The sequence below is a fragment of the Streptomyces sp. R21 genome (assembly GCF_041051975.1).
GTDB lineage: Bacteria > Actinomycetota > Actinomycetes > Streptomycetales > Streptomycetaceae > Streptomyces.
Map to the genome: position 1 here is coordinate 8,316,286 of NZ_CP163435.1, position 19,082 is coordinate 8,335,367.

Annotated in this window: 18 protein-coding genes; 16 read left to right on the forward strand and 2 right to left on the reverse strand. The window is 71.5% G+C overall.

What is annotated here, in order from left to right; translation table 11 throughout:
• Positions 1-5 precede the first annotated feature (5 nt).
• The 8 genes from AB5J56_RS37060 (at position 6) to AB5J56_RS37095 (ending at position 8,592) form a co-directional block, all read left to right on the forward strand.
• A complete protein-coding gene (locus tag AB5J56_RS37060; RefSeq protein ID WP_369239483.1) occupies positions 6-1,115 on the forward strand; it encodes a quinone-dependent dihydroorotate dehydrogenase in 1,110 nt (369 codons plus the stop codon).
• A complete protein-coding gene (gene pyrF / locus AB5J56_RS37065; RefSeq protein WP_369239485.1) occupies positions 1,112-1,957 on the forward strand; it encodes an orotidine-5'-phosphate decarboxylase in 846 nt (281 codons plus the stop codon). The genes AB5J56_RS37060 and pyrF overlap by 4 nt, the downstream gene beginning before the upstream one ends.
• Positions 1,958-2,302: 345 nt before the next feature.
• A complete protein-coding gene (locus AB5J56_RS37070; protein WP_026246651.1) occupies positions 2,303-2,626 on the forward strand; it encodes an integration host factor in 324 nt (107 codons plus the stop codon).
• Between the two features lie 37 nt (positions 2,627-2,663).
• Positions 2,664-3,221 (forward strand): guanylate kinase, encoded by a 558-nt coding sequence (gmk, locus tag AB5J56_RS37075; protein WP_369239487.1) that lies wholly within the window; start codon positions 2,664-2,666, stop codon positions 3,219-3,221.
• A gap of 38 nt (positions 3,222-3,259) precedes the next feature.
• Positions 3,260-3,532 (forward strand): DNA-directed RNA polymerase subunit omega, encoded by a 273-nt coding sequence (gene rpoZ / locus AB5J56_RS37080; RefSeq protein WP_003982715.1) that lies wholly within the window; start codon positions 3,260-3,262, stop codon positions 3,530-3,532.
• A gap of 93 nt (positions 3,533-3,625) precedes the next feature.
• The gene (gene coaBC, locus AB5J56_RS37085) at positions 3,626-4,828 is read left to right on the forward strand and encodes a bifunctional phosphopantothenoylcysteine decarboxylase/phosphopantothenate--cysteine ligase CoaBC (RefSeq protein WP_369239490.1); all 1,203 of its coding nucleotides are present in this window, start codon (positions 3,626-3,628) and stop codon (positions 4,826-4,828) included.
• Positions 4,829-5,067: 239 nt separating this feature from the next.
• Positions 5,068-6,276, forward strand: a complete 1,209-nt coding sequence (gene metK, locus AB5J56_RS37090) for a methionine adenosyltransferase (protein ID WP_369239492.1) — start codon at positions 5,068-5,070, stop codon at positions 6,274-6,276.
• A gap of 168 nt (positions 6,277-6,444) precedes the next feature.
• On the forward strand, positions 6,445-8,592 hold the full coding sequence (locus AB5J56_RS37095) for a primosomal protein N' (protein WP_369239494.1): 2,148 nt from the start codon (positions 6,445-6,447) through the stop codon (positions 8,590-8,592).
• An 81-nt stretch (positions 8,593-8,673) separates the two neighbouring features.
• Here AB5J56_RS37095 and AB5J56_RS37100 read toward each other — a convergent pair whose 3' ends face one another.
• Positions 8,674-9,240, reverse strand: a complete 567-nt coding sequence (locus tag AB5J56_RS37100) for a hypothetical protein (protein WP_369239496.1) — start codon at positions 9,238-9,240, stop codon at positions 8,674-8,676.
• Positions 9,241-9,614: 374 nt separating this feature from the next.
• Here AB5J56_RS37100 and fmt point away from each other — a divergent pair, with 374 nt between their 5' ends.
• Both fmt and AB5J56_RS37110 read left to right on the forward strand, forming a co-directional pair.
• Entirely contained in the window at positions 9,615-10,547 is a 933-nt protein-coding gene (gene fmt, locus AB5J56_RS37105) for a methionyl-tRNA formyltransferase (RefSeq protein WP_369239498.1), read from the forward strand.
• 100 nt (positions 10,548-10,647) lie between these two features.
• Entirely contained in the window at positions 10,648-12,081 is a 1,434-nt protein-coding gene (locus AB5J56_RS37110) for an RsmB/NOP family class I SAM-dependent RNA methyltransferase (protein ID WP_369239500.1), read from the forward strand.
• 10 nt (positions 12,082-12,091) lie between these two features.
• Here AB5J56_RS37110 and AB5J56_RS37115 read toward each other — a convergent pair whose 3' ends face one another.
• A complete protein-coding gene (locus AB5J56_RS37115; RefSeq protein ID WP_369239502.1) occupies positions 12,092-14,254 on the reverse strand; it encodes an MMPL family transporter in 2,163 nt (720 codons plus the stop codon).
• A 134-nt stretch (positions 14,255-14,388) separates the two neighbouring features.
• On the opposite strand from AB5J56_RS37115, the gene rpe reads away from it, so the two are divergent.
• The 6 genes from rpe to AB5J56_RS37145 all read left to right on the forward strand — a co-directional run bounded on the left by rpe (position 14,389) and on the right by AB5J56_RS37145 (position 19,082).
• Entirely contained in the window at positions 14,389-15,075 is a 687-nt protein-coding gene (gene rpe, locus AB5J56_RS37120; RefSeq protein WP_369239504.1) for a ribulose-phosphate 3-epimerase, read from the forward strand.
• A 78-nt stretch (positions 15,076-15,153) separates the two neighbouring features.
• Entirely contained in the window at positions 15,154-16,200 is a 1,047-nt protein-coding gene (locus AB5J56_RS37125) for a sugar-binding transcriptional regulator (protein ID WP_369239506.1), read from the forward strand.
• Between the two features lie 40 nt (positions 16,201-16,240).
• Positions 16,241-16,648, forward strand: coding sequence for a ribonuclease domain-containing protein (locus tag AB5J56_RS37130; protein WP_369239508.1), 408 nt, complete (start codon positions 16,241-16,243; stop codon positions 16,646-16,648).
• Positions 16,645-16,977 carry a barstar family protein gene (locus tag AB5J56_RS37135; RefSeq protein WP_369239510.1) on the forward strand — a complete coding sequence of 111 codons (333 nt, stop codon included), beginning with the start codon at positions 16,645-16,647 and terminating at the stop codon, positions 16,975-16,977. The genes AB5J56_RS37130 and AB5J56_RS37135 overlap by 4 nt, the downstream gene beginning before the upstream one ends.
• 127 nt (positions 16,978-17,104) lie before the next feature.
• Positions 17,105-18,547 carry a GuaB1 family IMP dehydrogenase-related protein gene (locus tag AB5J56_RS37140; protein WP_369243020.1) on the forward strand — a complete coding sequence of 481 codons (1,443 nt, stop codon included), beginning with the start codon at positions 17,105-17,107 and terminating at the stop codon, positions 18,545-18,547.
• A gap of 139 nt (positions 18,548-18,686) precedes the next feature.
• Entirely contained in the window at positions 18,687-19,082 is a 396-nt protein-coding gene (locus AB5J56_RS37145; RefSeq protein ID WP_369239512.1) for a hypothetical protein, read from the forward strand.

Below are 19,082 nucleotides of genomic sequence, written 5' to 3' on the forward strand. Positions count from 1 at the left end.
TGAACATGTACAAGCTCTTCTTCAACCTCGTCTTCAAGCGGATGGACCCGGAGCGGGCGCACCACCTCGCCTTCCGCTGGATCCGGCTCGCCGCCCGCGTCCCCGTCCTGCGGACGTTCGTCGCCGCCGCGCTCGCGCCCCGCCACAAGGAGCTGCGCACCGAGGCCTTCGGGCTGCGGATGCACGGCCCCTTCGGGCTCGCCGCGGGCTTCGACAAGAACGCCGTAGCGATCGACGGGATGTCGATGCTGGGCTTCGACCACATCGAGATCGGCACGGTGACGGGGGAGCCGCAGCCCGGCAACCCCAAGAAGCGGCTGTTCCGCCTTGTGCCGGACCGCGCGCTGATCAACCGCATGGGATTCAACAACGAGGGCTCGGAGGCCGTGGCGGCCCGCCTGGCGGCCCGCGAGGCGGTCTTCAGGACCGTCGTGGGCGTCAACATCGGCAAGACCAAGGTCGTCCCCGAGGGCGAGGCCGTCGGCGACTATGTGAAGTCGACCGAGCGGCTCGCCCGGCACGCCGACTACCTCGTGGTGAACGTCAGCTCGCCCAACACGCCCGGCCTGCGCAACCTCCAGGCCACCGAGGCGCTGCGCCCGCTGCTGAGCGCCGTCCGCGAGGCCGCCGACCGGGCGGTCACCGACCGGCGGGTCCCGCTCCTCGTCAAGATCGCACCCGACCTCGCCGACGAGGACATCGACGCGGTCGCCGACCTCGCCGTGGAACTCGGCCTGGACGGGATCATCGCCACGAACACCACCATCGCGCGCGATGGCCTCGGTCTGAAGTCCGAACCCTCCCTGGTCAAGGAGGCCGGCGGCCTCTCCGGCGCGCCGCTGAAATCCCGCTCCCTGGAGGTCCTGCGCCGCCTGTACGCGCGCGTGGGCGACCGGATCACCCTCGTGGGCGTCGGCGGCATCGAGAACGCCGAGGACGCCTGGCAGCGCATCCTGGCCGGCGCCACCCTGGTCCAGGGCTACAGCGCCTTCATCTACGAGGGCCCGAAATTCGCTCGCGACCTCCACAAGGGGCTCGCCGCGCGCCTGCGCACGAGCCCGCATGCCACCCTCGCCGACGCGGTCGGCGCCGACGTGAGGACGACGACAGCATGAGTGTTCTGGAATCCTTCGGCGCCCGGCTGCGCCGCTCCATGGACGAGCGCGGGCCCCTGTGCGTCGGTATCGACCCGCACGCCTCCCTGCTCGCCGACTGGGGACTGAACGACGACATCGCGGGCCTGGAGCGCTTCAGCCGCACGGTGGTCGAGGCGATGGCCGACCGGGTCGCCGTCCTCAAGCCGCAGAGCGCGTTCTTCGAACGCTTCGGGTCGCGCGGCATCGCCGTACTGGAGAAGTCGGTCGAGGAGGCGCGGGCGGCCGGGGCGCTGGTCGTGATGGACGCCAAGCGCGGCGACATCGGCTCGACCATGGCCGCGTACGCGGAGACCTTCCTGCACAAGGACGCGCCGCTCTTCTCGGACGCGCTGACCGTGTCGCCGTACCTCGGCTACGGCTCGCTGAAGCCCGCCGTGGAGCTCGCGCGCGAGAGCGGTGCGGGTCTGTTCGTGCTGGCGCTGACCTCCAACCCGGAGGGCGGCGAGGTGCAGCACGCGGTCCGCACGGACGGCCGCAACGTCGGAGCGACCATGCTGGCCCACCTCGCCGCCGAGAACGCGGGAGAGGTGCCCCTGGGCTCCTTCGGCGCGGTCGTCGGCGCCACGCTCGGCGACCTGTCCTCCTACGATCTGGACATCAACGGCCCGCTCCTCGCGCCCGGCATCGGCGCCCAGGGGGCCACACCGGCCGATCTTCCGGGGGTCTTCGGCGCCGCGGTGCGCAATGTCGTGCCGAACGTCAGCCGGGGGGTCCTGCGCCACGGACCCGACGTCGTCGCGCTGCGTGCGTCCGCGGACCGCTTCGCGGAGGAGATCAGGACCGCCGTGGCGGCCGCCTGAGCCGTCCGCAGCGAACGTCCGAGCCACTCGGCGGTCGTTCGAGAGCCGTTCGAGAGTCCTCCGATGAGTGTCTTCGAAGCGCCTTGAGTCTGAATACATCCTCAAATCCGGGGCAGTATGTCAGAAATGTCCGGCTCCAGGGAGGCTGACCAGGACTTTTCCGCTGTTCTCGCTGACTCTGGCGCACTTGCCCGCTAGTCTCCGACGAGTGGGGGCGCCTCCCGCGCCTTTCAAGGCAGTGGGAGAGAACGGGCAAGCGTGTTGCTCGTAGCTCCCCAGGTGTGGGGCGACTAGGTTCCTCACCGGTCCGTATCCGACAAGTTCGACATCCGAGGTGACGTAGGCGTGGCTCTTCCGCCCCTTACCCCTGAACAGCGCGCAGCCGCGCTCGAAAAGGCCGCCGCGGCTCGCCGGGAGCGGGCCGAGGTCAAGAATCGACTCAAGCACTCCGGCGCCTCCCTTCACGAGGTCATCAAGCAGGGCCAGGAGAACGACGTCATCGGCAAGATGAAGGTCTCCGCTCTCCTCGAGTCCCTGCCGGGCGTGGGCAAGGTCCGCGCCAAGCAGATCATGGAGCGACTGGGGATCTCCGAGAGCCGTCGTGTACGCGGCCTCGGTTCGAACCAGATCGCCTCCCTGGAGCGCGAGTTCGGCAGCACCGGCGCCTGAGTCCTGGGCATCCGGGATTTGCTGGAATAATCGCTGCATGAGTGAACGTCCGCGGCTGACCGTGCTCTCCGGCCCCTCAGGGGTCGGCAAGAGCACGGTCGTCGCTCATATGCGCAAGGAACACCCCGAGGTCTGGCTCTCGGTGTCGGCGACGACCCGCAGGCCACGCCCCGGTGAGAAGCATGGAGTCCACTACTTCTTCGTCACCGACGAGGAGATGGACAAGCTGATCGCCAACGGCGAGCTGCTGGAGTGGGCCGAATTCGCCGGCAACCGCTACGGGACGCCGCGCGCGGCTGTGCTGGAGCGGCTGGAGCGCGGTGAGCCGGTGCTCCTGGAGATCGACCTCCAGGGCGCCCGGCTGGTCCGCGAGTCCATGCCCGAGGCCCAGCTCGTGTTCCTGGCCCCTCCCTCCTGGGATGAGCTGGTGCGCAGGCTCACCGGGCGGGGCACCGAGCCGCCCGAGGTGATCGAGCGCCGCCTGGACGCGGCGAAGGTCGAGCTGGCGGCCGAACCCGAGTTCGACACCACCCTGGTCAACACCTCCGTCGAGGACGTAGCGCGTGAGCTGCTAGCCTTGATGGCAGTTGTGTGATCGTTTTCGATCTCATCCCACCTTTCGGAAGGCAGAGCGTGTCCTCTTCCATCACCGCTCCCGAGGGCATCATCAACCCTCCGATCGACGAGCTCCTCGAGGCCACCGACTCGAAGTACAGCCTCGTGATCTACGCCGCCAAGCGCGCGCGCCAGATCAACGCGTACTACTCGCAGCTCGGCGAGGGCCTCCTCGAGTACGTCGGTCCGCTCGTCGACACCCATGTCCACGAGAAGCCGCTCTCTATCGCCCTGCGCGAGATCAACGCGGGCCTGCTGACGTCCGAGGCCGTTGAGGGCCCCGCGCAGTAGTCGTTCGTCTACGTCATGACAGGCCCGGCAGCGCGACTGCCGGGCCTGTGGTGTGTCATGGAGTCGTCGCTTCTACGAGTGTGGGGAGGCCCGGTGGGCAAGCCGAAGGTCGTGCTGGGGGTCAGCGGCGGCATCGCCGCGTACAAGGCGTGCGAGCTGCTGCGCAGGCTGACGGAGTCGGGCCACGACGTCCGCGTGGTGCCCACGGACTCGGCGCTGCACTTCGTGGGCGCCGCCACCTGGTCCGCGCTCTCCGGCAACCCGGTCTCCACCGAGGTCTGGGACGACGTGCACGAGGTCCCGCACGTCCGCATCGGCCAGCACGCCGACCTGGTCGTGGTGGCCCCGGCCACCGCCGACATGCTCGCCAAGGCGGCCCACGGCCTCGCCGACGACCTGCTCACCAACACCCTGCTCACCGCCCGCTGTCCGGTCGTCTTCGCGCCCGCCATGCACACCGAGATGTGGGAGCACCCGGCCACCCAGGAGAACGTGGCGACGCTGCGCCGCCGCGGTGCCGTCGTCATCGAGCCCGCCGTCGGCCGGCTGACCGGCGTCGACACCGGCAAGGGCCGGCTGCCGGATCCGGGGGAGATCTTCGAGGTCTGCCGTCGGGTGCTCGCGCGCGGCGTCGCGGAGCCGGATCTGGTCGGCCGCCATGTCGTGGTCAGCGCCGGCGGCACCCGCGAGCCGCTCGACCCGGTCCGCTTCCTGGGCAACCGCTCCTCCGGCAAGCAGGGCTACGCCCTCGCCCGTACGGCGGCCGCGCGGGGCGCCCGGGTCACCCTGATCGCCGCGAACACCGGGCTGCCGGACCCGGCCGGCGTCGACGTCGTACAGGTCGGCACGGCCGTGCAGCTGCGCGAGGCGGTGCTGAAGGCCGCCCCGGACGCCGACGCCGTGGTGATGGCGGCGGCGGTGGCGGACTTCCGCCCGGTGACGTACGCGGCCGGAAAAATCAAGAAGAAGGACGGCCAGGAGCCGGAGCCGATCGTTCTGGTCCGCAATCCGGACATCCTCGCCGAGATCTCGGCGGACCGGGCCCGGGAAGGCCAGATCGTCGTCGGATTCGCCGCCGAGACGGACGACGTCCTCGCCAACGGCCGTACGAAGCTGGAGCGCAAGGGCTGCGACCTCCTCGTGGTCAACGAGGTGGGGGAGCGCAAGACCTTCGGTTCCGAGGAGAACGAAGCCGTGGTGCTGGGCGCCGACGGAAGCGAGACCCCGGTGCCGTACGGGCCCAAGGAAGCCCTGGCCGAGACTGTGTGGGATCTGGTGGTGACCCGCCTCGCGTGAATGTCTCATTCGCCTCAACCGACGCGACAACCGCGTGAAATCGGGCGTGGCGCCCCTGGCGGACATCGATCGCCATTCGGCAGAATGCTGCGTGTCGCAGGTCACAGCGTTCCGAGAGGTGACACAAGTGAGCCTGTCGGCGAGCGTGACCGATAAACTGTTCTCGGACGACGCCGGGCGCAGCTCCCGGCCCGTCCGCCAATGATCAGCCAGCAGCCGCTGCAACCACAGGGAGCGTTGTGTCCCGTCGCCTGTTCACCTCGGAGTCCGTGACCGAGGGTCACCCCGACAAGATCGCTGACCAGATCAGCGACACCATTCTCGATGCGCTTCTTCGCGAGGACCCGACATCCCGGGTCGCCGTGGAGACGCTGATCACCACCGGCCTGGTGCACGTGGCCGGTGAGGTCACCACCAAGGCGTACGCGCCGATCGCCCAGCTCGTGCGCGACAAGATCCTCGAGATCGGTTACGACTCCTCGAAGAAGGGCTTCGACGGCGCGTCCTGCGGCGTCTCGGTCTCCATCGGCTCGCAGTCCCCGGACATCGCGCAGGGTGTCGACACGGCGTACGAGAAGCGTGTCGAGGGCGATGAGGACGAGCTGGACAAGCAGGGCGCCGGCGACCAGGGCCTGATGTTCGGGTACGCGACGGACGAGACCCCGGAGCTGATGCCGCTCCCGATCCACCTCGCGCACCGCCTCGCGCGCCGCCTCTCCGAGGTCCGCAAGAACGGCACGATCCCCTACCTCCGTCCCGACGGCAAGACGCAGGTCACCATCGAGTACGACGGTGACAAGGCGGTCCGCCTGGACACGGTGGTGGTCTCCTCGCAGCACGCCAGCGACATCGACCTGGAGTCGCTGCTCGCCCCCGACATCCGCGAGTTCGTGGTCGAGCACGTGCTCGGACAGCTCGTCGACGAGGGCATCAAGCTGGACACCGAGGGCTACCGCCTGCTGGTCAACCCGACCGGCCGCTTCGAGATCGGCGGCCCGATGGGCGACGCCGGCCTCACCGGCCGCAAGATCATCATCGACACGTACGGCGGCATGGCCCGCCACGGCGGCGGCGCCTTCTCCGGCAAGGACCCGTCCAAGGTCGACCGCTCCGCCGCGTACGCGATGCGCTGGGTCGCCAAGAACGTCGTCGCCGCGGGCCTCGCCTCCCGCTGCGAGGTCCAGGTCGCGTACGCCATCGGCAAGGCCGAGCCCGTCGGCCTCTTCGTCGAGACCTTCGGCACCGCCAAGGTCGACGCCGAGAAGATCGAGACCGCCATCTCCGAGGTCTTCGACCTCCGCCCGGCGGCCATCATCCGCGACCTCGACCTGCTCCGCCCGATCTACTCCCAGACCGCCGCCTACGGCCACTTCGGCCGCGAGCTCCCGGACTTCACCTGGGAGCGCACGGACCGCGTGGAGGCGCTGCGGAAGGCTGCGGGGCTGTAGGGCTCCTCACCGGCACGGTGTTTCGAGGCCCGGCTTCCCTTTGGGGGGAGCCGGGCCTCGGCCTTTCGTCCGGCGCGCTTTGTGGCCGCGTCCTGCGGCGAGTGCGATCCGTGGGCAGCCCGCTCTCGGGGCGTCTCGCTGTCAGTGGGTTCTGGTAGGAATGTTGCTGTGAGCAGCGCGGATGGGCGGGGTGAGGGCGGGGCGGAGGGTGCGCCGCCTGAGCAGCTTGCTCTGATTCGGGAGAGTGTGCGGAAGGCCAAGGCGCCGAAGGCGAAGCCGCGGACGTGGCGGGGGGCCGCGTTGGCGAAGGAGTTGCCGGTCGCGCGGGTGCTTGTCGACAAAGGGGTGCTGCATCTTGATCGGTACTTCGACTATGCCGTGCCCGAGGAGCTTGACGCGGACGCGCAGCCGGGGGTGCGGGTGCGGGTGCGGTTCGGGGCCGGACGGCATCGGGTGCGGGAGGGGCGGCGTGAGGGCGGGGGGCTGATCGACGGGTTTCTGGTGGAGCGGCTCGCCGAGTCCGACTACTCGGGGCCGTTGGCCGCCCTTGCCCAGGTCGTCTCGCCGGAGCGGGTGCTGAGCGAGGAACTGCTCGGGCTCGCGCGGGCCGTCGCCGATCGGTACGCCGGGAGCCTTGCCGATGTGCTGCAGCTGGCCGTGCCGCCGCGGAACGCCCGGGCGGAGCAGCGGCCCTCGCCCGCCCCGCTTCCGGTGCCTGCCGTGCCCGAGGCGGGGTCCTGGGCTCGGTATGAGAAGGGGCCCGCCTTCTTGCAGGCGCTGGCGAGCGGCGGTGCGCCGCGGGCCGTTTGGAACGCCCTGCCCGGGCCCGAGTGGTGTGACGAGTTGGCCCGGGCGGTTGCCGCGGCGCTGGCTTCGGGGCGGGGTGCGCTCGTCGTCGTACCGGATGGGCGTGTCGCCGCCCGTGTGGACGCCGCGTTGACCGCCGTGCTCGGCGAGGGGCGGCATGCGCTGCTGACCGCCGAGGCCGGGCCCGAGAAGCGGTATCGGGAATGGCTGGCGGTGCGGCGGGGCGCGGTGCGGGCCGTGGTCGGGACGCGGGCCGCGATGTTCGCGCCCGTACAGGATCTTGGGCTGGTCGCTCTGTGGGACGACGGCGACGGGAGTCACGGCGAGCCGCATGCTCCGCAGCCGCATGCCAGGGATGTGCTGCTGCTGCGGGCCGCCCAGGACAAGTGCGCCTTTCTGCTGGGCAGTTGGAGCTGCACCGTGGAGGCGGCGCAGCTCGTCGAGAGCGGCTGGGCCCGGCCCCTTGTCGCCGCGCGGGAGCAGGTGCGGACGGCCGCGCCCCTCGTACGGACCGTGGGGGACGGGGATCTGGCGCGGGACGAGGCCGCTCGGGCCGCGCGGCTGCCCTCGCTCGCCTGGCAGGCCGTACGGGAAGGGCTGCGGCACGGGCCCGTGCTGGTGCAGGTGCCGCGGCGTGGGTATGTGCCGCGGATGGCCTGCGCCCAGTGCCGGGCGCCCGCGCGCTGTCGGCACTGCGCCGGGCCGCTGGAGGCGCACGACGCCGAGGCGCTGCGCTGTTCGTGGTGCGGGCGGGACGAGGCCGCCTGGCACTGCCCCGAGTGCGGCGGGTTCCGGCTGCGGGCGCAGGTCGTGGGGGCGCGCCGGACCGCCGAGGAGCTGGGGCGGGCGTTTCCGGCCGTGCCGGTGCGGACGTCGGGGCGTGAGCAGGTGCTGGACACCGTCTCGGGTGTGCCCGCGCTCGTCGTGAGCACACCGGGCGCCGAGCCCGTCGCCGAAGGCGGGTACGCGGCGGCGTTGCTGCTCGACGGGTGGGCGATGCTCGGGCGGCCCGATCTGCGGGCCGGCGAGGAGGCGCTGCGGCGGTGGATCGGGGCGGCGGCGCTGGTGCGTCCGCAAGGGGACGGCGGCACCGTGGTGATCGTCGCCGAGCCGACGCTGCGGCCCGTTCAGGCGCTGGTGCGGTGGGACCCCGTCGGGCATGCCGTACGGGAACTCGCCGAGCGGGCCGAGCTGGGGTTTCCGCCGGTGTCGCGGATGGCGGCCGTGTCCGGTACGCCGGACGCGCTCGTCGGGTTTCTCGCCGCCGCCCAACTGCCCGGCGACGCCGCGGTGTTGGGGCCGGTGCCGCTGCCCGTCACGGATGCCGGGCGGCCGCGCCGGGTGGGTGCGCCTCCCGCGGGTGAGCACTGGGAGCGGGCGCTGATCCGGGTGCCGCCGGGCAGCGGTGCCGCGCTGGCGGCCGCACTGAAGGCCGCGCAGGCGGCGCGGATGGCGCGTGGAGGGGACGAGCCCGTACGGATTCGGATCGATCCGCCGGACATCGGGTGAGGGGGCCTTGTGCGCAGGTGCGCGTGTGCGTCTGCCTCCCGGGGCGGCCCAACGGCCCAGGGAGGCAGGCGAGGGGGCGGGTCAGCCGTTGCGCGGGCCCGGAAACGCCGTAGGCCTCGCCTCTTCGCGAAGCGCGGGGCTGTGAGTGGGGGTGAACGCAGGGCTGCCCGCCGTCGGCTGGGTCGGCATCGAGCGGGCCGCGGGGACGGTCGGCACCGTGGGGATGCCGGTGTTGACGGCGACGGTACGGCCGCCCGACGGCTCGGTCGCGCGCTCCGCCTCAGCGGCGGCCTGGGCGGCGGCCCGGCGCGCGCCGTAACGGCGGTGCACCGCCTGCTTGGTGACCCCGAGGGCGGAGCCCACCGCGTCCCACGAGAAGCCCAGTGAACGGTCGAAGTCCACGGCGGCCGTGACCAGGGTCTCGACACTGTCCCGCAGCTCCTGGGCGAGACGGACCGTCGGGGCGGGGGCGCGTCCGTAGACGACGAAGCCCGTGGACGGGCCGGAGCGGCGCGGACGGTAGACGTTGCCCAGCTGGGCGGTGAGCGTGCGCAGTGCGTCCACCTGCCGGCGGACCCGCTCGATGTCCCGCACCAGCAAGTGCAGGCTGGCCCGAGCCTGGGCGTCGTGGGTTGCGTGGTCGGCCATGAACAAGCCTCTCGAACCGGCGTTGAAAAGGATCGGGCCGCGATTGCGGCCCGTTGTGGTCAACTCTTTCTTGACCAACGCGTTTCCGGGTGAGTGGTCACGCTGGAGGGGCGTAAGGGCATATGCACGGGGCGCGCGGGGATCCGTACGCCCCCGGCGGCGTGAGCGTGTTCGAGCCTTGGCCCGCGGCCGGGCCCGGTTTCCCGACCGCCTCGCCCGACCGCCTCGCCCGGACCACCCGCCCGGGTCCACCCGAACCACCCACCCGCCCAGCTCACCCCTCGCCCCATAGCGCCCCATAGACTGGTGCGCTGCCCGTCGCTCTCACGCGCAGGGCGTGTCACGTTTCCCGCCCGAGAGGCCAGCCGACGCCCATGAAGCTCGTCTTCGCAGGTACCCCCGAGGTCGCCGTTCCCGCTCTGGATGCCCTGATCGCCTCCGGGCGGCATGAGGTGGCCGCCGTGGTCACCCGGCCCGACGCGCCCGCCGGGCGGGGGCGGCACCTCGTGGCGAGTCCGGTCGCCCAGCGGGCGGAGGAGGCCGGGATCGAGGTGTTGAAGCCCGTGAAGCCGCGGGACGAGGAGTTCCTCGCGCGGCTTCGGGAGATCGCGCCGGACTGCTGTCCCGTGGTCGCCTACGGTGCGTTGCTGCCCCGGGTCGCCCTCGACATTCCCGCCCATGGGTGGGTCAACCTGCACTTCTCGCTGCTGCCCGCCTGGCGTGGCGCCGCCCCGGTGCAGCACTCGATCATGGCGGGGGACGAGATCACGGGTGCCTCCACCTTCCTGATCGAGGAGGGCCTCGACTCGGGGCCCGTCTACGGGACCGTCACCGAGGAGATCCGCCCGACGGACACCAGCGGCGACCTGCTCACACGGCTCGCCTTCGCGGGGTCCGGGCTGCTGGCCGCGACGATGGACGGCATCGAGGACGGCACCGTCAAGGCCGTGCCGCAGCCCGCCGACGGCATCAGCCTCGCGCCGAAGATCACCGTCGAGAACGCGCACATCGACTGGTCCGCCCCGGCCCTGCGCGTCGACCGCGTCGTGCGCGGCTGCACCCCCGCGCCCGGCGCGTGGACCCTCTTCCGCGGAGAGCGGCTCAAGCTCATCCAGGTCGCCCCGGTTGCGGACCGCACGGACCTCGCCCCGGGCGAGCTGGCCGTCGGCAAGAACAACGTGTACGTGGGGACCGGGTCGTACGCCGTCGAGCTGCTGTGGGTGCAGGCCCAGGGCAAGAAGCCGATGCGCGCCGCCGACTGGGCCCGCGGCGTACGTATCGCCGCCGGTGACGTGGTCGGTACCTGAGGAGCAGTCGGTACGGGCAACCGGTACTGACCAGTGGCCGGTCGGCCCGCACGCCGTACGCTGGACGCATACGTCATCCTGGATCCGGAGCACCTTTTTCGTGAGTGAGCAGTCCCGTCCGGCGCGCAAGCCCGGCAAGCCCTACCGCCGTCCCCAGAAGGACCCGGTCCGCTTCCTCGCCTTCGAGGCGCTGCGGGCCGTGGACGAGCGGGACGCGTACGCGAACCTCGTGCTGCCCCCGCTGCTGCGGAAGGCACGCGAGAAGGGCGGCTTCGACGGGCGGGACGCGGCGCTGGCGACCGAGCTGGTGTACGGGACGCTGCGCCGCCAGGGCACGTACGACGCCGTCATCAAGGCGTGCATCGACCGGCCGCTGCGTGAGGTCGACCCGCCCGTGCTGGACGTGCTCAGCCTCGGCGTGCACCAACTGCTCGGCACCCGCATCCCCACGCACGCCGCCGTGTCCGCGTCCGTCGAGCTGGCCCGGGTCGTCCTCGGTGACGGGCGGGCCAAGTTCGTCAACGCCGTGCTGCGGAAGGTCGCGCAGCAGGACCTCGACGCGTGGATCGAGCAGGTCGCGCCGCCGTACGAGGACGACCCCGAGGACCACCTCTCCATCGTCCACTCGCATCCCCGCTGGGTCGTCTCGGCGCTGTGGGACTCCCTCGGGGGCGGGCGCGCAGGAATCGAGGACCTCCTGGAGGCCGACAACGAGCGGCCCGAGGTGACGCTCGTCGCCAGGCCGGGCCGCTCCACCGCCGGTGAACTCCTCGACGTGCTGGGCGAGGAGGCGTCGCTGCCGGGCCGCTGGTCGCCGTACGCCGTGCGGCTCAGCGAGGGCGGCGAGCCCGGCGCCATCGCGGCCGTACGCGAAGGCCGTGCCGGTGTGCAGGACGAAGGCAGCCAGCTCGTCGCGATCGCGCTCGCCAACGCTCCGCTCGACGGGCCCGACAAGGCGTGGCTGGACGGCTGTGCCGGACCCGGTGGCAAGGCGGCCATGCTGGCCGGGCTCGCCGCCGAGCGCGGCGCGTTCCTGCTGGCCTCCGAGAAGCAGCCGCACCGGGCCGGTCTGGTGGCCAAGGCGCTCGCCGGGAACCCCGGGCCGTACCAGGTGATCGCGGCCGACGGCACCCGCCCGCCGTGGCGGCCCGGCACGTTCGACCGCGTGCTGATGGACGTGCCCTGCACGGGTCTGGGCGCGCTGCGCCGCCGCCCCGAGGCCCGCTGGCGGCGCCGCCCGGAGGATCTCGACGGCTTCGGGCCGCTCCAGCGGGACCTGCTGCGTACGGCGCTCGACTCGGTGCGGGTCGGCGGCGTCGTCGGGTACGCGACGTGCTCGCCGCACCTCGCCGAGACCCGCGCGGTCGTCGACGACGTCCTCAAGCACTACGACGGCGGCAGCGCCGACCTGATCGACGCCCGCCCGCTCCTGCCGGGCGTACCGGCCCTCGGCGAGGGCCCCGACGTACAGCTGTGGCCGCATCTGCACGGGACGGACGCGATGTATCTCGCGCTCATCCGCCGGACTGCCTGACCTGGGGTGTCTACTCCCGGCGTGACGCCGGTTCGCGGTCCGAAGGTGTCGCCGCCCGCGCGTCCCCGCCGTCCTCGTGGGCCAGGCGGTGCGGCCACCACACCTTCGGGCCCACGTCGAGGAAGAGCGAGGTGACGAGGACCGAGCGGACGATGAAGGTGTCCAGCAGGACGCCGAGGGCGACCGCGAAGCCGATCTCCGCGAAGCCCACCATCGGCAGCGTGCCGAGGGCGGCGAAGGTGCCCGCGAGCACCAGGCCCGCGGAGGTGATCACCGCGCCGGTCGTGGCGAGGCCGGTCACCACGCCGGGCCGGGTGCCCTGGCGGCCCGCCTCCTCGCGGATGCGGGTGGTCAGGAAGATGTTGTAGTCGATGCCGAGTGCCACCAGGAACACGAAGACGAACAGCGGGAAGGCGACGTCCTCGCCCGCGTAGTCGAAGACGTGGCGGAAGGCGAGGGCGCTCAAGCCCAGCGCGGTGGCCAGGGACAGCATGACCGTCCCGATCAGCAGCAGGGGAGCCACCAGGGCGCGCAGCAAGATGCCCAGGACGAGGAGGACCACCGCCAGGACGAGCGGGATGACCAGCAGGTTGTCGTGGGTCTGGGCGTTGTCCATGTCCAGCAGAGCTGCCGTTCCGCCGCCCACCTGCGCGTCGGCATCGGGTACGGCGTGCGCTGCGTCGCGGACCCGCTCCACGGTCGCCTTCGCGGCGTCGCTGTCCGCGGGGTCGCGCATGGTCGCCTCGAACAGCACCTGGCCGTTGTGCTCGGTTGCGGTGCCGGGTGGCACGCCGATGCTCGTCGGTACGACGCCGCGGTCCGCCGCGACCGCGCGGCCCACTTGTTCGCCCTGCGCCGTGTTCGCCACGATCACCAGCGGATCGCCGCTGCCCGCCGGGAAGTAGCGTGCCGACACCTCCTGCCCGACGATGGAGTCCGGCCTGCCGGTGAACGCGTCCGCGTTGGCGATGCCCGCGGCGCGGATCTGCAGGAGGCCCAGGGACAGCACACCCAGCGCCAGCGCGGTGGCGACCCAGACGACCCGCGGGCGGCGCGCGAAGCGGCGGCCCATGCGCGCCCACACGCCCCGCTCGGTCGGGTCCGCCGAGCCGAGGTGCGGGATGGCCGGCCAGAAGATCCAGCGGCCGAAGACCAGCAGCAGCGCGGGGAAGAGTGTGAGCATGGCGAGCAGGGCGACCGCGACGCCGATCGCGGCCACCGGGCCGAGGCCCCGTGTCGAGTTCATCTCGGCGACCAGGAGCATCAGCATGCTCAGAACGACGGTGAGTCCCGAGGCGAGGACGGCGGGCCCGGCCCGGTTCAGGGCCAGTGCCATCGCCTCGTGGCGGTCCTCGTGGCGGCGCAGCTCCTCGCGGTAGCGGGCCACCAGGAGCAGCGCGTAGTCGGTGCCCGCGCCGAAGACGAGGACCGTGAGAATGCCCGCGCTCTGGCCGTTGACCGTCAGGCCCGCGTGTTTCGCCAGAAGGTAGATCAGGGCCTGGGCAGTGAACAGTGCCGCGACCACTGCGAGCAGCGGGACGAAGAGCAGCGTCGGGCTGCGGAACGTGAGCAGCAGCATCACGATCACGACGGTCATCGCGGAGAACAGGAGCGTCGTGTCGATGCCCTCGAAGGCCTTGGAGAAGTCGGCGGACGTACCGCCGGGTCCGGTGATGTGCACGGCGAGCCCGCCGTCTCCCTTGCCGACCTGGTCGCGGATGGAGTCGACCGCGGGCGCGATGCGCTGCCAGCCCGACGCGTCCATGGTGATCGGGACGTAGATCTGCGCGGCCCGCGGTGCCGTCTGCCGGTCGAAGGCCGGACCGCGGGTCTCCGCGCCGCGGATGCCGTGCTCGTGCAGTGCCTTGACCTGCTGGACGTCCTGGGCGATCTGCTGCCGGTCCTGTGCCGTCAAGCCGCCCACGCGCGCGTACACGACGACCGCGGGGATCTGTTCGGGCCGGAACTCGTTGGAGATGTCCAGGACTTGAGTGGATTCCGCGGAGCCCGGCAGCCAGGACTGTGCGTCGTTGTCCTGCGCGTCGTTCAGCTTCATGCCGAGCGGTGCCGCGACGACGAGCACCGCCAGCCAAAGGATCACGATCAGCCACTTGGAACGCCGTCCGCACACGAACCGGATGGCGGCCTGCTTCCAGGCGTCAAGCCTCCTCATGGCCACCCCCGCAGTGGTACGTGGAGCCTGTGGGCGGCCCAGCATGGCATGCGGACCCCGTCGACAACATCCGCAGAACGGCCTAGGTCCGGACCGGGGCGGGCAACCGGCCTCGGGCATGGCACGCTTGGGTCATGGCCGTGCAGATCAACCCCAGTATCCTGTCCGCCGATTTCGCCCGCCTCGCCGAGGAGGCGAAGGCGGTCGAGGGAGCCGACTGGCTCCACGTAGACGTCATGGACAACCATTTCGTCCCGAACCTCACACTTGGTGTGCCGGTCGTAGAGTCCCTGGCGCGGGCGACGGACACGCCGCTGGACTGTCATCTGATGATTGAGGACGCCGATCGGTGGGCGCCCCAGTACGTAGAAGCGGGTGCCGGTTCCGTCACCTTCCATGCCGAGGCGGCCGCCGCGCCGGTGCGGCTCGCCCGTGAGATCCGGGCCAAGGGCGCCCGGGCCTCCATGGCGCTGAAGCCGGCGACCCCGATCGAGCCGTACGAGGATCTGCTGCCCGAGCTCGACATGCTGCTGATCATGACGGTCGAGCCCGGTTTCGGCGGCCAGTCATTTCTTGACATCATGCTTCCGAAGATCCGGCGCACTCGCGAGTTGATCAGCAAGCACGGTCTTGAGCTGTGGCTTCAGGTCGACGGCGGTGTCTCGGCCGACACCATCGAACGGTGCGCGGAGGCGGGAGCCGATGTGTTCGTCGCCGGTTCGGCCGTGTACGGCGCCGCGGACCCCGCTCAGGCGGTCCGTTCGCTGCGCGAGCAGGCCCGGGCGGTGACCACCAAGGCGGCATGGGCGTGCGACCACTGAGCCAAGGGAACGTGAACGCCGCCCATCAGGGCTGATCAAGTCCGCCGGATCTGCAAGGATGAACGGCGTATCCAGAGTGTGAACAGCAGTGAGGAGAGCGCCGTGTCGGGTATGTCGGCGGGCCGGTCAGCCATGCGGATGGGACCCGCTGAGCTGGTGCAGGCGGCGGCCATGGCCCGCCGCTTCTACCTCGAGGGCAAATCCAAGATCCAGATCGCCGAGGAGTTCGGCGTCAGCCGCTTCAAGGTGGCCCGTGTCCTGGAGACCGCTCTCGAACGGGATCTTGTGAGAATCGAGATCCGAGTCCCGGCCGAGCTGGACGCCGAGCGCTCCGACGCGCTGCGCGCCCGCTACGGCCTCAGGCACGCCGTCGTGGTCGAGTCCCCGGCCGAGGCCGAGGAGACCTCTCCCGATCCGGAGAACCTCGGCGAGGTCGCCGCCGACCTGCTCGGCGAGCTGGTCAACGAGGGCGATGTGCTGGGCCTGGCCTGGGGTCGCTCCACCATCCACATGGCGGCGGCCCTCGACCGGCTGCCCCCGTGCACGGTGGTGCAGCTGACGGGCGTGTACGACGCGGGGACCGCCGAGCGCGGCTCCGTAGAGGCCGTACGCCGGGCCGCCCAGGTGTCGGGCGGAGACGCGCACCCCATCTACGCGCCGATGCTGCTGCCCGACGAGGCCACCGCGGCGGCCCTGCGGAACCAGACGGGGATCGCCCGCGCCTTCGAGTACTTCGACAAGGTGACGGTCGCCTGCGTCTCCATCGGCTCCTGGGAGCCGGGCATCTCGACCGTGCACGACATGCTCAGCGACGAGGAGCGCGCGCACTACGCCTCGCTCGGTGTCGCCGCCGAGATGTCCGCGCACCTCTTCGACGCCGAGGGCCGCCGGGTCGGGCGCGACCTGGGCGAGCGGTGCATCACGGTCGAGGCCGACCGGCTGCGCCGTATCCCCGAGGTCGTCGCGATCGCGGGCGGGCAGCGCAAGGCCGCCGCCATCGACGCGGTGCTCCGCTCCGGCCTGGTCACCAGCCTGGTGACGGACACGGCGGCCGCGGACTACCTGATGACGGCGGGATCGACGCCGCGTCCGGCCCTCAACCGGGCGGACCCGGACGGGCCCTGACAGGCGGCCATACGGGGGCGGGCGTGACAGCATCGGCGACATGGTGCTGCGGTCCGTTCCCCGTGTGCTCGCGGGGCTGTTGGTATGTCTCGCCGTTCTGCTGACCGGCTGTTCGTCGTCGACGGACGCCGCCACCGGTTCTGCCTCGGCGCCCACCTGGGCGCCGGACGGCATGGGAACCGTGCGCGAGTCCGCGCTCCCCGCCGAGGCCCGGCAGACGCTCGCCCTCATCGACAAGGGCGGCCCCTTCCCGTACGCCAGGGACGGCGTCGTCTTCGGGAACTTCGAGCGAGAACTGCCCCGCCAACAGAGCGGCTACTACCACGAGTTCACGGTGCGGACCCCCGGCTCGCAAGGCCGGGGAGCCCGTCGCATTGTCACTGGGCAGGGTGGTGAGATCTACTACACCGATGATCACTACAACTCGTTCAGGGCGGTACTGAGATGACGGACGCCGGGGTGGGCCGCCACGTGGTCACGCTGGAACTCGACGGGGTCGCGGACAAGGCGGACTTCATGGAGCGCTGCGTACGGGCTCTGGAGCTGCCGGAGTGGTTCGGGCGGAACTGGGACGCGCTCGCCGACAGCCTCGGCGACGCCTCCGTCTGGCCCGCGGCCGCCGCGGAGCAGGGGCTGCTCATCGTGGTCACCGGGTGGCAGGGGTACGCGAAGGCGCGGCCCGAGGAGTGGAAGGTCGCGCGGGAGGTGTTCTCCGAGGCGGCGGACCGCACGGCGCCGCTGACCGTGGCGCTGGCTCTTGGAGGATCGCACCAGTAGTCACCTGACCAGCCTGGATGATCTGGGCGGGCATCGCATTCCAGCCGACATGGGACAATGAAGTACGTGCTCTTCCCCCTGGCTGACCTGTCCGGGGGTCACCTCGAACGACTGGGATGTGCAGCACGTGCGTTTCCTCAACGACATCCAGCCCCCGTACGACCTGACGTACGACGACGTCTTCATGGTCCCGAGCCGCAGTGCGGTCGGCTCCCGTCAGGGCGTGGACCTCTCCTCCCCGGACGGCTCGGGTACGACGATCCCGCTGGTCGTCGCCAACATGACCGCCATCGCGGGCCGCCGGATGGCCGAGACCCTGGCCCGCCGCGGCGGACTCGTGGTCATCCCGCAGGACATCCCGATCGAGGTCGTCACCGAGGTCATCTCCTGGGTCAAGGGACGCCACCTGGTGCTCGACACCCCGATCGTCCTGGCCCCCCACCAGACCGTCGCCGACGCGCTGGCCCTGCTGCCGAAGCGGGCGCACAACGCGGGCGTCGTCGTCGACGAGGACGGCCGCCCGGTCGGCGTGGTCACGGACACCGACCTCACCGGCGTCGACCGCTTCACGCAGCTGACCGAGGTCATGTCCCGCGACCTGCTGCTGCTCGACGCGGACATCGACCCGCGCGACGCCTTCAACAAGCTGGACGGCGCCAACCGCCGCTACGCGCCCGCCGTGCACGCGGACGGCAAGCTCGCCGGCATCCTCACCCGCAAGGGCGCCCTGCGCGCCACGCTCTACACGCCCGCCACCGACGCCGACGGCAAGCTGCGCATCGCCGCCGCCGTCGGCATCAACGGCGACGTCGCGGGCAAGGCCAAGCAGCTGCTCGACGCGGGCGTCGACACGCTCGTCATCGACACGGCGCACGGCCACCAGGAGTCGATGATCAGCGCGATCCGGACCGTGCGCGCGCTCGACCCGCACGTTCCGATCGTCGCGGGCAACATCGTCGCCGCCGAGGGCGTCAAGGACCTGATCGACGCGGGCGCGGACATCATCAAGGTCGGTGTCGGCCCCGGTGCCATGTGCACCACCCGCATGATGACCGGCGTCGGCCGGCCTCAGTTCTCCGCCGTCCTGGAGTGCGCCGCCGAGGCGAAGAAGTACGGCAAGCACGTCTGGGCCGACGGCGGAGTCCGCCACCCGCGCGACGTCGCGATGGCGCTGGCCGCGGGCGCGTCCAACGTCATGATCGGCTCCTGGTTCGCGGGCACGTACGAGTCCCCGGGCGACCTTCAGCAGGACGCGGGCGGGCGCCTCTACAAGGAGTCGTTCGGCATGGCGTCGGCCCGCGCGGTCAAGAACCGCACCAGCGACGAGTCGTCGTACGACCGCGCCCGCAAGGCACTGTTCGAGGAGGGCATCTCCACCTCGCGCATGTTCCTCGACCCGTCCCGTCCGGGCGTCGAGGACCTGATCGACTCGATCATCGCGGGCGTCCGCTCCTCCTGCACCTACGCGGGTGCCAACTCCCTGGAGGAGTTCGCCGAGAACGCGATCGTCGGCATCCAGAGTGCGGCGGGGTACGCCGAGGGCAAGCCGTTGCACGCCAGCTGGAGCTGACGCGCTTCCTCGTGGTGTACGGCCCCTGGTGTCCCGTGGGCGGGACGGCGGGGGCCGTCGTCGTGTGGCGGGTGCTCGGACTTCGCCGAGTCCGTCAGGCCCTCTTGACGTCAAGCTTGCTTGACGCAACCGTGGAGGTGTGACGACACCGCAGAGCATCGAGCCGCAGTACACCCTGCAGACCGCCGTGGCCCGTCTCGACGAGCTGCGTGTACGGGAGTCGCTCGCCGGGGCCGGCAGTGACGCAGAGGCGCTCGACCGTGCCGGGCTCCTCGAACTCCTCGCGCTGAGCGAGGTGGTGGCCCGCAAGGCGGCGTACGGTCGCCAGCTCACCGTGCGCGCGGCCCGCGAGTCGGGCGCCTCCTGGTCCCAGATCGGGGCGGCCCTCGGCACCAGCAAGCAGGCCGCCTGGGAGGCCCACACCCGCTGGATCGACGCCCAGGCGGCGGCGTACGGGCAGCCCGGGCGGATGGGGTTCGACGAGGTCGACGAGGCTCAGGCGCGGGCCGTCGCCGGGGACCCGGACGACATCTGA

What these genes read in the sequence shown, in the direction of transcription:
- AB5J56_RS37130 (WP_369239508.1), top strand. Translation starts at nt 16,241, where the DNA reads ATGGTGCTGCGGTCCGTTCCCCGTGTGCTCGCGGGGCTGTTGGTATGT.
- AB5J56_RS37135 (WP_369239510.1), top strand. Translation starts at nt 16,645, where the DNA reads ATGACGGACGCCGGGGTGGGCCGCCACGTGGTCACGCTGGAACTCGAC.
- AB5J56_RS37115 (WP_369239502.1), bottom strand. Translation starts at nt 14,254, where the DNA reads ATGAGGAGGCTTGACGCCTGGAAGCAGGCCGCCATCCGGTTCGTGTGC.
- AB5J56_RS37100 (WP_369239496.1), bottom strand. Translation starts at nt 9,240, where the DNA reads ATGGCCGACCACGCAACCCACGACGCCCAGGCTCGGGCCAGCCTGCAC.
- gmk (WP_369239487.1), top strand. Translation starts at nt 2,664, where the DNA reads ATGAGTGAACGTCCGCGGCTGACCGTGCTCTCCGGCCCCTCAGGGGTC.
- fmt (WP_369239498.1), top strand. Translation starts at nt 9,615, where the DNA reads ATGAAGCTCGTCTTCGCAGGTACCCCCGAGGTCGCCGTTCCCGCTCTG.
- rpe (WP_369239504.1), top strand. Translation starts at nt 14,389, where the DNA reads ATGGCCGTGCAGATCAACCCCAGTATCCTGTCCGCCGATTTCGCCCGC.
- pyrF (WP_369239485.1), top strand. Translation starts at nt 1,112, where the DNA reads ATGAGTGTTCTGGAATCCTTCGGCGCCCGGCTGCGCCGCTCCATGGAC.
- AB5J56_RS37060 (WP_369239483.1), top strand. Translation starts at nt 6, where the DNA reads ATGTACAAGCTCTTCTTCAACCTCGTCTTCAAGCGGATGGACCCGGAG.